General features: G+C 42.6%; 10 protein-coding genes. 7 read left to right on the forward strand and 3 right to left on the reverse strand.

Annotated features, from left to right (window positions below; genetic code table 11):
• Positions 1–95: 95 nt before the first annotated feature.
• The 5 genes from ACQ4LT_RS04360 (at position 96) to ACQ4LT_RS04380 (ending at position 6,581) form a co-directional block, all read left to right on the forward strand.
• Positions 96–536 (forward strand): single-stranded DNA-binding protein, encoded by a 441-nt coding sequence (locus ACQ4LT_RS04360; RefSeq protein ID WP_445664796.1) that lies wholly within the window; start codon positions 96–98, stop codon positions 534–536.
• 126 nt (positions 537–662) lie between these two features.
• Positions 663–2,033 carry a hemolysin family protein gene (locus ACQ4LT_RS04365; protein WP_445664797.1) on the forward strand — a complete coding sequence of 457 codons (1,371 nt, stop codon included), beginning with the start codon at positions 663–665 and terminating at the stop codon, positions 2,031–2,033.
• A 34-nt stretch (positions 2,034–2,067) separates the two neighbouring features.
• Entirely contained in the window at positions 2,068–3,120 is a 1,053-nt protein-coding gene (gene murB, locus ACQ4LT_RS04370; protein WP_445664798.1) for a UDP-N-acetylmuramate dehydrogenase, read from the forward strand.
• Positions 3,107–4,999, forward strand: coding sequence for a DUF2779 domain-containing protein (locus tag ACQ4LT_RS04375; protein WP_445664799.1), 1,893 nt, complete (start codon positions 3,107–3,109; stop codon positions 4,997–4,999). Before murB ends, ACQ4LT_RS04375 begins: the two co-directional genes overlap by 14 nt.
• Positions 5,000–5,090: 91 nt before the next feature.
• Positions 5,091–6,581: a M48 family metalloprotease gene (locus tag ACQ4LT_RS04380; protein ID WP_445664800.1), complete on the forward strand. Its 1,491-nt coding sequence runs from the start codon at positions 5,091–5,093 to the stop codon at positions 6,579–6,581.
• Between the two features lie 10 nt (positions 6,582–6,591).
• Here the strand turns inward: ACQ4LT_RS04380 and ACQ4LT_RS04385 are convergent, their stop codons facing one another.
• Genes ACQ4LT_RS04385 through ACQ4LT_RS04395 form a run of 3 tightly spaced genes read right to left on the reverse strand, consistent with a single transcriptional unit; the run spans position 6,592 to position 10,311 of the window.
• Entirely contained in the window at positions 6,592–7,170 is a 579-nt protein-coding gene (locus ACQ4LT_RS04385; protein ID WP_445664801.1) for a hypothetical protein, read from the reverse strand.
• The gene (locus ACQ4LT_RS04390; protein ID WP_445664802.1) at positions 7,170–8,627 is read right to left on the reverse strand and encodes an AGE family epimerase/isomerase; all 1,458 of its coding nucleotides are present in this window, start codon (positions 8,625–8,627) and stop codon (positions 7,170–7,172) included. The genes ACQ4LT_RS04385 and ACQ4LT_RS04390 overlap by 1 nt, the downstream gene beginning before the upstream one ends.
• A gap of 19 nt (positions 8,628–8,646) precedes the next feature.
• Positions 8,647–10,311: a hypothetical protein gene (locus ACQ4LT_RS04395; RefSeq protein ID WP_445664803.1), complete on the reverse strand. Its 1,665-nt coding sequence runs from the start codon at positions 10,309–10,311 to the stop codon at positions 8,647–8,649.
• A 186-nt stretch (positions 10,312–10,497) separates the two neighbouring features.
• Between ACQ4LT_RS04395 and purB the strand changes: the two genes are divergently transcribed.
• Together purB and ACQ4LT_RS04405 are read left to right on the forward strand one after the other, a co-directional pair.
• The gene (gene purB / locus ACQ4LT_RS04400; RefSeq protein WP_445664804.1) at positions 10,498–11,793 is read left to right on the forward strand and encodes an adenylosuccinate lyase; all 1,296 of its coding nucleotides are present in this window, start codon (positions 10,498–10,500) and stop codon (positions 11,791–11,793) included.
• Between the two features lie 91 nt (positions 11,794–11,884).
• Positions 11,885–12,886, forward strand: a complete 1,002-nt coding sequence (locus ACQ4LT_RS04405) for a LuxE/PaaK family acyltransferase (RefSeq protein ID WP_445664805.1) — start codon at positions 11,885–11,887, stop codon at positions 12,884–12,886.
• Positions 12,887–13,041 lie beyond the last annotated feature (155 nt).

Raw genomic sequence — 13,041 nt, forward strand, 5'->3', positions numbered from 1 at the left:
GTAAGGGTAATGCTAAGAATTTTTTCTGTAAGGATTTCCTCCGAAATATATCTTACCTTTAGAACGAAACGATAAAAAATAAATGAGGAAATATTATGAGTTCACTCAACAAAGCAATGATTATTGGCCGGTTAGGTCAAGATCCTGATGTGCGCTATACGCAGTCGAATACAGCCGTTGCAAACTTATCAGTTGCAACATCTGAACGTTATAAGGATAAACAGGGCGAATGGAAAGAAAACACCGAATGGCACCGCGTGGTGGCATGGGGACGATTGGCCGAAATTTGCCAAGAGTATCTAACGAAGGGATCACAGGTCTATATTGAAGGTCCTATCCAAACACGAAAGTGGGAAGATAAAGAAGGACAAACGCGATATTCTACCGAAATTAAGGCGTTAACAATGACCATGCTTGACAGCAAAGGTGACCGTGAAGGAGAAGTACCTCCCAAACCGGATAACTCTCAACCGGTATCGAGCAATGTCGACTTAAATGAAGATTTTGACGATATTGACGACGACTTACCATTTTAGTGGTATCCAATCCATATTTAGCATACATTTAAAAGCGGCGGGGAAATTCCTTGCCGCTTTTACTTTTCTTGCACTGCATGACTACAGTCAATAGCTTTAAGAAAATTCAAAATTAAAGATAGGTAGTTGGACGACCCGAGTAGTTTACTGTTTATTTTCGATTTTATTTCCCAGCAAGGGGAATCTGTTCTTATCGATTCTGTAATAGATCCCGTAGCGCTTACGATACAGATTGTCGTAATTGTATTAGGGCTTCTTTTTTCTGCCCTTTTTTCGGGCGCTGAGGTGGCCTTTTTCTCTGTTATCAATCAACAGGATCTGCTAACCGATCGTGATACAGAGGGTTCAAAGGATCGCCAGATTACCAAGATGCTGGCATATCCGCGACGATTATTGGCTACAATTCTGATTTGCAATACCTTTGCCAATATTGTGGCCTCAGTACTGGCTGCCGTGGTAGCCGGAAATATCGTTGCCTATTATGGGCTTTCAGAAGTTTTGATCTACACGTTGGAAGTGGTGGTCTTAACGTTCATGATTTTAATTCTCAGCGAAATTACGCCCAAGGTTATCGCCATAAATAATCCTCTGAAAAGTGTACGGCAGATAAGCTCTTTTATTTACGTGTTATTTAAGCTACTTACGCCGCTTTCCAGTCTTATTGCTAATAGCACGCTCAGTTTGGAAGAACGGCTGCCCAAGCCCGACAGCAAGATGACTTCAGAAGATATAATGACTATGGCCGAGGTGAGTGAACAGGAGGGATCCATTAGAAGTGACGAGCGGGAGATTATTGAAAATGTGATCGAATTTGGTACGACCACGGTCCGCGAGATAATGACATCACGCGTTAATATTGTTGCTATTTCTACCGATAACTCCCTTAATGAAGTATTGCAGCTTATCCGTGAAAAAGGGCTTTCGCGCATGCCGATCTATGAGAACGATCTGGATAATATTTTGGGGGTAATTCACTCTAAAGATGTTCTGCCTTATATTAACTCGGATATTGAACGAACGACGATTAATTGGCGTACCATTGCGCGAAAGGCACTGTTTGTTCCTTCTACAAAAAAGGTAGATGACCTGCTTCGCGATTTTCAGCAGGAAAAAACGCATATTGCTATTGTGGTAGATGAATACGGCGGTACGGAAGGACTAATTACGCTGGATGATATTCTGGAGGAGATTGTTGGGGAAATATCTGACGAATATGATGATGTGGAAGAAAGTCTCTACACGAAATTTAAGAGTGGCGTATATATTTTTGATGCCAAGATCGACCTCGATGATATGGAGGATATCCTGGATATTGAGCTCACGGCTGAAGATGATGAATATGAGACACTCGGTGGACTCGTTTATCATCTTACGGAGCGTATTCCCAACGTAGGGGAACGTGTCTATTATGAGGGGTTGGAGCTTACAATCCACTCTGTAAAAAACAACCGCGTGAAAAAGCTTCGTGTCAAAGTTCAGGAGCGACCTAAATCATGAAAAATATTTCCAAGAAAATAGCATAGCTATATAAATGAGCACCGCTTTTGAATCACTTGTGGAAACCGATGTTGATTTGCAACCCTATAATACGCTGAATATTTCTGCGAGGGCACGTTATTTTGCGTCGGTAGAATCGGAATCTTACCTGAAGGAAATATTACGACATCCCAAGGCAGAGGGACTCAGGATTGTGGTGTTGGGCAGTGGCAGTAACGTCCTTTTTGCAGGTGATTTTGACGGATTGGTCCTGCATATCCAGATAAAGGGACGAGAGGTAATTAAAGAAACCGATGAACATGTCTGGCTAAAAATTGGTGCGGGTGAAAATTGGCATCAGACCGTGAAATACTGCGTTGAAAAGGGATGGGGAGGAATTGAAAACCTATCGCTGATTCCGGGGACAGTAGGTGCGGCTCCCATTCAAAATATAGGTGCGTATGGCGTTGAGCTTGAGGAAGTTTTTGAGTGGTTGGAAGCCGTAGATATTGAGGGAAGAGAAACCTGCCGATATGAAAAGGAGGACTGCGAATTTGGCTATCGCGACAGCATTTTTAAAGGGGAGCTGAAGGGCATTGTGATTGTCACCAATGTGGTTTTGAAACTTTCTAAAAATCCGGAGCTAAATACTTCGTACGGAGCCATACAAACAGAGCTTGAGAAGCAAAATATTGATTACCCAACCATTCGAGACATCAGTGATATTGTAATTGATATCAGAAAAAGCAAGCTACCCGATCCCGATTTGCTTGGCAATGCCGGGAGCTTCTTTAAGAACCCCACTGTGAAGAATGAGGTTTATGAACGTATTAAAGAGGAGTATCCCCAAGCACCGGGCTACGATATGGGAAATCAGAAAATCAAAGTTCCTGCTGGCTGGCTGATTGAAGAGGCCGGCTGGAAAGGCAAAGTAGTGGGAAATACCGGGACCTATAAGCAACAAGCGCTGGTAATTGTAAATTACGGAGGAGCTACGGGGAGAGAGGTTTTGAACTTGGCTGAACGGATTAAAAAATCGGTTAAAGAGCAGTTTGGTATTGCTCTTGTTCCTGAAGTTAATATTGTGAGTTCGGATGGCAAGGTTTAACGATCGCGATAAGTATTTAACCAGGCATCTCTTTGGTGCCGGTTTGGAATGTCCGGTCAAGCTGGATTATTACCGGCAGAATTATCCCCAAAACCAGCAGTCGCGACCTTTTATTGAGCATGCTATTTACAATAAAAGGTTGCTTACGGCTTTAGCTCGATCCATTTATCCCAATGGAGTTCTTGTAGACGGCCAACAGATCAAAAATGCAGCTGACAAAACCTACCAATTATTGCAACAGGATGAGGCTGTACTTTTTGATGCTATTTTTGAGCATCAACAGATGATGGCTCGATTGCCAATTATTCATAAATATGGCGATCAGCTGACGGTCTTTTATGTCCGTACCAAGGCTTTTGATTCCCGCAAACACAGAATTACAGACACCAAAGGGTTTATCAATAGTAAATGGGAAAAGTATATTCTGGATTTGGCCTACCAGGTATACTTAATTCAGAACAGTTATCCTGATCTGGATATTCAAGCGATGCTGGTGATGCCGGAGAAATCGAGCAGTGCATATACCGATAATCTGCCTCTGTTTTTACATCCTTTAGATAACGGTTCCAAAGTGCAATCTATTGATGCTTCTAATCAGGAGTTGTTGGCCAAACTGGATGTAACAGAGGTGGTTGAAAAATTATTGAATCAACCAAGCTTTGCTGAAAACTATCTTCCAAAGCCTACCTTAAAAGAGACGTTGAATTATTTTACTACGGTGTATTTTGGGAAAGAAAAACCCGATACCGAAGTTGGTCAAAAGTGCAAAAACTGTGAATTTCGTATTGAGCCAGACAGAGCAAGAAAAGGAGAAAAAAGTGGATTCGACGAATGTTGGTCCCCGGTGATGTCAGGAAAAAGTCCCTCTGATAATCATATTTTTGATTTAATTGGTCCGGGCACAAATCGGCGGCTTGCCAACAAGAATTATGATCAGAAAGATATTCCCGCTGACACTATTTTCAGTTTGGAAAGTGTCATCAAGTCGGAGGGACGAATTTCCCAGGAGATGCGTCAGGCGCTGCAGATTCGCAAGAGTAAGGATGAGGATGTACCCGGGGAGATTATCCGACCTGTATTATTTGAGGAGCTAAATAGATGGCAGTTTCCATTGCACTTCCTCGATTTTGAGGCAGGAAATTATGCAGTTCCAGTCCGTAAAAATCGCCGGCCGTACCATTTGGTTGTTTTCCAGTTTTCATGTCACACGCTGTATCGAGACGGGTCTTGGAAGCATCGCGAGTGGATTGATGATTTCCAGAGTGGATATCCCAATTATGAACTGGTTCGCAAGTTGAAACAAATTCCGGATATCGAAGAGGGTACTATCGTACAGTATTCCAACTTTGAGCGGAATGCCCTAAAAACGGTCCGCTCGGAGCTGCTCCATGAACAAGATGAAATCGTTGATGCCAATCAGCTTGCTAACTGGTTAGAACAGATTATCAATCGCCACGATTCTTCACATTCACATCCACCTTATATCGCGGATTTAAGTCGCTTGGTAAAGAACTTTTACTACAATAGGGAGATGGAGAGTTCGCTGAGTATAAAGGATGTGCTCCGATCGGTTATGAGCTATAGTACTTATTTGAATGAGATTTACACAAAACCTTATTCGAGCGACAATTTTGATCAAATTATTTGGTGGCAGTCCGACGGACAGGGTGGAGCACGAAATCCCTATTCTGTTTTAACGGAGACCGGGGATTCGCCTATTCGGCGTGGTACTGAGGCTATGGTAGTGTATGGTAAAATGATTGCACAGGAGTTGGACCCCGAAAGGCATAAAGCCTATCAAAATGCCCTTCTTAAATATTGTGAGCTTGATACTTTGGCTATGATGATGATATTCCAGCATTGGAAGCAAAAAATGTGAGAAAAAAGATAATTAATGCAACGTGGGACTATCTTGGGAATAATTATCTTTATATTATTATGATTCTATCAAATAATTTATCCGATTTGTTATGAAAATGTCTTTTATCAAACATATTACGCTTTTTTGTATCGTTGCTGTGTTTGTGAGTTCTTGTGTGGTACAGAGAAGTGCGGTGACGGGATCAAAACGAGCGTATGGGTACAGTTGGGAAAAAGAAGTTCAAATCGGAAAAGAAGCTGACCAGCAGATTCAGCAGCAGTATGGGGTGTACGATGATGAAGAATTGCTGAATTATGTGGAAAATGTAGGACAGGAGGTCCTTTCTGTAAGTCACATGCGTCGCGAAGATACGGATCAAAAATACCGTAAAACTGAATTTTATTTCCGGGTTTTGAATAGTCCTGTGGTGAATGCCTTTGCACTGCCGGGTGGCTATGTGTATGTCACGAGGGGATTGTTGGCTCACCTTGAAAATGAAGCGCAATTAGCAGTGGTATTGGGCCACGAAATTGCGCATATAGCTGCTCGACATGCATCCCAGCGGGCATTTGAGCAACAAATGGGACAGCTTGCGCTTATTGGCGGTGCCGTGGCCGGCGAAGAACTTTTAGGGGTTCCGGGGCAAAGTGTGCTACAGTTAGGAAGCCAGGCTGCCCAGCTTTTATTTTTAAGCTACAGTCGTGATGATGAGCGGGAATCGGATAATCTTGGCGTAGAATATGCGGCTATGAAAAACTATGAGGCGGCAGACGGAGCTGGCTTTTTTAGTGCTCTGGAGCGCATTTCTGATCAGTCCGGACAGGGAATACCTACATGGCAATCGTCACATCCCGATCCTTCGGAGCGTGCTACGCGTATTCCGGAATTGGCACAAGAATGGCAGCAAAAAGGATATGAACAGAATATCGAGAATACTGATGAATATATGAATGTGATTGATGGGATGATTTATGGAAAAAATCCTCGCGAAGGATTTACTAAAGATGGCAATTTTTATCATCCGGATTTAAAATTTCAGTTTGATTATCCCGACAATTGGAAGATTATCAATCAGCCTACATTGGTAGCAGCGGTTAATGAAAATCAGGACGCCATTTCTCTAATGAAAATTGACAGTGAAGCCGATTCGCCAGAAACGTCGGTAAGGAACTATGTGACTCAGGAGGGTTTTACGGTACAGTCGCAGCAGTCCACCCAGAAAAATGGATTGAATGGCTACCGGGCGTTGGCTACGGCAATGACTGAAGAAGGAACAGAATATCGATTCTTGGTATATGCCGTATCTTATGACAGCAATATCTATCGGTTTACGAATTATAGTCTGGCTGATAAGTTTGAAAACTACCGCCCAAATTTTGAGCAAACCAGCTATTCTTTTGCAGAGCTTACCGATCAGGATAAGCTGAATCGAAAGCCCCTTCGCTTGCAAACACAAAAAGTGGATCGATCGCAGTCCTTCTCGATGTTTGTGGATAATTTACCAATGGATATTACAGCTGAAGATGTGGCGATTCTTAATCAGGTTGAAGCCGATGCCAGTATTGAACAGGGGAGCTGGATTAAAATTCCTATGCAATAGAGTAATTTGTTTAATCTTCAGAGAATATAATATCGAGCCATTTAACTTCTTGTATTCCTGGCTTGAGGTGGCGAACAGACATCTCAATATGTTCTGTAATTTTTTTATCGCCGGATATAGATTGTGCTCGCGGAAAGATGAGCTTACCCATGCTATATTTTCTTATTTGCTCAGGATCGGATTGAATTGCGGTATGTAAATTTTGTAAATGATCCGATGTATATTTTGCGTGGGGTAAAACGTAAAGTGCTCGAATATTCAGGGAACTACTTGAAGAAGGATTTATTTTTATCGCAATATAATTTTCTCTGATATCTTGTCCCGCAAATTTTTCGGTCGATAGGCTGCTGAAGATGAGACTGGTAAACTCATTCTGTTCATCTGAAATCAAGTGTCCCGAATCCAGTTTGTTCCAACTGTTTTCGGTACCGGGATTTTCTCGCAATAATACTTCAGTATTGGAATCCAGATTATTCCCAAAAATTACCAGGTCAAACTTCGAAGGTTCTTCAATAGGGTTTTGTGCGCTTCCTATCGATGCAAATAGCAGACATGCAAAAAGTGCGAATATATTTTTAAAATCTATCATTATTCTATAGTAATTTTTATTGAACCTTTGGACTTGTCGGGAATTGCTATGCAAGTATCATTTGGGTCAGAGATGATTTGTGAATTCCCGTTTATGCTAACTTCTGTAACTTGGGTATTTAAATCAGTAACAGGCAGGGGACAGAGTGGTGCATCGTCGCTGTCGGTATCCCAATGAAAATAGAGCGTTACTGGTTGTTCTTGTACCCATAAATTCAGGTATAAATAGTTTAACAGGGAATGTTCCACCGCATGATAGGAGGTTTTGGTACGCACGGCTTTATCGCCGCGGTTGATAGAGCCGTTCAAGTTCGCTGACAGCGTGGTTCCGCCGTACTGTTCATCCACGAATGCTGTGTTCCAAAATGATGCTCCGCTTTTAAAATATTCCAGACTCTTATCATTATGGCCATAATGATACATTGGGAGTTCGAGCATATTGCCATAGGCCTGTATCCACCAGTTTGTGGTTTTGGAATATTTATTCGGATTCGTCAATGCCATTTTGTGAAACCATGCGCCGTTTTCCCGAAAAGCATGGTTGTGTAAATTATCGTATAGGTTTTCAGCTTTTTTCTTATAAGAAGGATCTCCGGTGATGGCATAAAGCCTGAGCCATATCCAGACAACTTCGATATTATGGCCGATATCAATCTTTTCTTCTTTTTTGTTATCAGTTAAAGGGTTCCACTCTGGATCAAATTTTTCCCTGATCCAGCCCAATTTCTGATCTTGCATATGTTTGCTGACCAACGACATTAGCTGCTTAGTTTCTTCCAGGTAGTCTTGGTCTTGAGTAGCAGCATAAAGATAGAGCAAATAACCGGAAACAGGAGCGACCTGCGGAGTAAATACTTTGTTGTCGTTGGTTACCTTCCATGTTCTGTCCAGCCGGCGATAATACCCACCATTTTCGTCATCCCATGCGTGCTCTTTCAACAAAGAGCGGGTTTCCCGGATATATTCCATTGCCTCTTGATCGTGCGTAACCATATAATACATTGCCAGGCCGGTGACGGCATAGATATTCATAAAGAGATCTTTTTTGCTGTCTACAGCTTTGCCTTTGGGATTGATAGCATAATGCCATCCGCCATAATCTTCATCCCAACCGTGATTGATGAGATACTCAAAAAGTTTATCCGCTTTATTGAGATAGTGTGGTTCTCCACTCATCATATAGGCAGCCGAATAGCTAAATAAGTGACGACTAAGCATACCGGGATATTTTAGGTTCCTGTCATACGGATTCCACTGACGATCCATGAATGCACGAAACTGCCCGTCGGTCGAGTCAATTCCGTTTTCAATCCAGGCAGACATAACGGTTTCAAGGCCCTGGGATTTCCAGAATTCACCGTTCAATAAATCGGGATGATCGGGCTGGGCCGAACATGACAAGATTGATAACAGAAATATCAGTATGCTCGCGATAAAAATTTGTACGGATCTTTCCACAATACTATTCTTGTTTTTGTTATTCTGATGAGTATTGGGTGTCGAGCCAGTGACGAAATGATTCAGCCCCGCCATACGGTTGTTCTCCTCTGACAGTACCGGTAAAAACGGTATCGCTATTTAATGTAAACGGTACGGGGCGAATATATGAGCCCAGGCTATTGATGGATACCCACCGCGATTGCTGTTCAATAAGTTCGGTGACTTTCTGTTCGGTTACAAAATGCCGTGTCTGGTAATAGGGCATAGCATAAACGGCCGTTAATTCTGAACCGTCACTCTCATCAGTAGACTCAATTTTAATTTCCAGTTTTTTTGACGAGTCAAGCGTATCACTGTTCAGGAATTTTTGGCGAGAGAGTCCGCGAAAAATAACTGCGTGCCACTTTTCATTATAGGAATACATGTATTGTTCCCTGGTGTCTTCTTCATATCCATCCTTATCCTGCTGGGGATTGATATAACCAATAAATTCCCACTGTTCCTCAGATGAGGTTTTGGGTTTCATCAAAACGGCATGCTCAACGTGGTCAAAATCATGACCATAAATCCATAGATCGAAGGCTTTGTCCGGTTCTAATTGGTCTGTGGCTTCAAGCATCCGTAGGTAAGAATAGCTGAACCGATCACGGGAGGTGCCGTACAAAGATCCCGCCGGGCCAATTTTCCCCCAGTTATTGGGTACAAACGGATTAAAAGAAACATCGATATTGGCCGGTGTTCCTTTACCATCATTATTGTCGCGAACGACATTGGTAGCTGCGTAATTTGGCCAATACCACCCAATGCCATCGGGGTTACCTTCCAGCATGGCTTCTACATTAGTATCAATTTGGCGCTGACTGGGCGTATATCCCAGTTTAATGGTGTGTGCCTGTCCCAATTGGTAGGCTTCGATGTCATATTCTTTGGCTACTTCTTTGGTGTGCCGGACGACATCCGTTATATATTTGTCAGTGGCTTCCTGTCCATATCCCCGATTGAAATATCCGCGATAGACATCCGAGTAGATGAAGTCGGGTGCAGTTCCCAGCGAATCGGTGCTTTTCATGAACGATTCGATATAGGAATAACGTCCGGCCATCTCCGGTGATGCATTATGAGGATGATGAAGGAATATGCCTACTTCGGCTTCTGGAAATTCTTCTTTGAAAGCATCATAGAGCAGCGAAAAAGCTTTTGGGGCATATTGTGAGAACTGGTGAAAGATGGTCTCATAATCCTTGTTTTGAGGATCGCGGTCAAAAGCACCCAGCGGAGCCTCATCAAAAATAGAAATTCGGGCAAAGTCGGGATAATAGGATTTATAAGTGCGGGCCAATTTACGAAAACGATTCAGTGTGGATTTTCTTTTTTCCGGATCTTCAACAAACTCTTTAATTGTTATGCCATTATCCGGTCCAATTTCGATCCATGTTTTTGAAATACCTTCTTTTTGAGTGTATCGAAGAAATCGTTCCAGATCAGCCACGGTATTGGCACCGGATTCATAGGGAATGATGCTATGCCGGTCGGCGAAAGCAAGCATCGATTCGTACATTCTGGGATCCTCATCGATGAGATGATTTGATCCCATCCACATAAAGATATCGGTCTCATCAGATTGTTCAGTAGAATCTGTACATCCGATTGATCCCAATACTAGTATTGTAACTATGAAATTGATGAGATATCTACTGATCATAAAGAGCTTTTGTCTAATTTCAGGTAGCGGTTAATTTCTCTACAAAATAAAAGATGCAGGCAGGAATGCCAGCATGGCATTTTTGGCTAAGTTCAAATTATTTGAATCATTCGTTCCTTACTTTTACCAATATTTCCAATATCTTTGGGCATCATAGAAATCAAAATTTAGTGGATACCATATTTCATGATTGAGCGATATTCCCGTAAGGAGATGGCCGATATCTGGTCGCTGGAAAATCAATTTCAAGCCTGGTTGGAGGTTGAATTAGCAGCCTGTAACGCGTGGAGCAAGCTGGGAAAAATTCCCAAAGAAGATGTTGATAAGCTTTACGAAAATGCCTCATTTGATGTTGATCGGATTAAAGAGATCGAAAAGGAAACTCGTCACGATGTAGTGGCGTTTACGCGGTCGGTTTCAGAGTCGCTCGGGGAAGAAAAGAAATGGGTGCACTATGGACTTACTTCCACTGATGTAGTTGATACAGCCAACGGTTATCGACTGAAGCAGGCCAATAAAATCCTGCGAAAAGATATTCAGAATATTATTGATGTACTGGCTGAGAAGGCTAAAAAGCATAAATATACCGTGATGATGGGACGTACTCACGGGGTTCACGCCGAGCCTACGACATTCGGACTCAAATGCGCGCTCTGGTATGCTGAGATGAAGCGCAATCTGGAGCGGTTCGAAAAAGCGGCGAAGAATGTAGAGTTCGGAAAAATGAGCGGTTCTGTTGGGACCTTTGCCAACATTCCGCCGGAAGTAGAAGAATCCGTTTGTGAAGAATTGGGACTTACACCGGCACCGATCTCAACGCAAACCCTGCAACGCGATCGTCATGCTGATTACATCTCAACGCTGGCGCTTATCGGATCAACGATGGAAAAGATGGCCGTAGAAATTCGTCATTTGCAGCGCAGCGAAGTTCGGGAGGCTGAGGAGTTTTTCAGAAAGGGACAGAAGGGCTCATCCTCAATGCCGCACAAACGGAATCCGGTGAGCTCAGAGAATATTTCAGGCTGTTCGCGTGTACTCCGCGGATATATGATGTCAGCTTACGAAAATATTCCCCTCTGGCACGAGCGCGATATATCTCATTCGTCAGTTGAACGTATTATCCTGCCCGATGCTACTATTTTACTGGATTACATGCTCAATCGTTTCTCTGGTGTGGTCGAAAAGCTGACGATCTTTGAAGATAATATGCACGATAATATCTATAAGACATTTGGATTGACGTTTTCCCAGCGCGTACTGCATAAACTAATTGATACCGGCATGTCGCGTGAAAAAGCCTACGATACCGTGCAGCCGCTGGCAATGCAGGCCTGGGAAGAGAAAACGATGTTCCGTGATCTGGTAGAAGCCGATGAGACGGTACAGGAAAACCTCACTGAAGAAGAAATTGAAGAAGCTTTTGATTTGGATCATCACACCCGAAATGTCGAGCGGATTTTTGAAAGGGTTGGGTTAGAATAGAGCCGGATATAGTAGATTAACAGAGATCTTCTCAATAATTTAGGGTAAAACTTTGTGCAGCTCAGTGGTAGAATAAAATATTTGTTGTTAGATGAATAATTGGTCGGAGCTTATTTTTTTAGAGGATCTTTCGTTTAAGGAGAAAGCTAAACAGGTTTTCGAATACCAGTTCGAGAATAATGCTGTCTATCATCGTTATTGTGAAGTATTGAATACGAATTCCGAGATTCTGAAAGGAGTTCAAGATGACATATCAGCTATTCCACTACTACCTATCAAAGCGTTCAAAGATGCTGTGGTTACTACGCATTCCGAAGAAAATGCCGACCTTATTTTTAAAAGTAGCGGCACCTCCGATATGCGGCGGAGTATCCACCGGGTCCATGATTCTGAACTTTATGATCAATCGTTGTTAAAAGGCTTTCGTCATTTTTACAATCTCGATAATGCCGTAATATGGGGCTATCCGCCCGGTTATGCGGATAATCCGCATTCGTCACTGATCTATATGATTCAGAAGCTTATTGACCAGGATAACAGTGGCTTAAGCCGTTTTTTACCACTTGGTGAGCCGGTGAATCCTGGTGCTATTAAAGAAGTACAGCGACAGGGGAAACAGCTGATAATATTTGGGGCCGCCTTTGGGCTGTTGGATTTGTTGGAGATTGATGATATCAATTTACCATCTAACAGTATTGTAATTGAGACAGGAGGAATGAAAACACATCGCAGAGAAATATCGCGCAGTGAATTACACCGACGACTGGCAAAAGGATTTGGACTGGACGGCAGTCGTATTCATTCTGAGTACGGTATGGCAGAGCTTTTAAGTCAGGCGTATGCTCCGGGAAAATGGTTTTCCACCGTCCCCTGGATGCAGGTTACCATCCGTAATCCCGAGAATCTGAATGAAATTCTGCCGCCCTATGAAGAAGGATTAATTGGCGTAATTGATTTGGCGAATGTTCACAGCTGTTCCTTTTTGCTGACTGGTGATAAAGGTGTGATGGATAAAGACGGGCGTTTTCAGGTGCTTGGACGCTGGAATCCCAAAAATCTGCGCGGCTGTAATTTTTTGATTGATGAAGATTAGGATAGAACCATAGATTTTCACGGATTATTTTAATCCCTGTAAGACGAATTTAAAATTCATTTATTTTGACAAACCCTGCGGGTCTTTCAAAGGGTTGCAATTAAATACTTAGGAATTCATCTGTGAGACCCGCAGGGTTTTAAGAAATATTTTAC

The organism is Fodinibius sp. AD559, assembly GCF_052712805.1.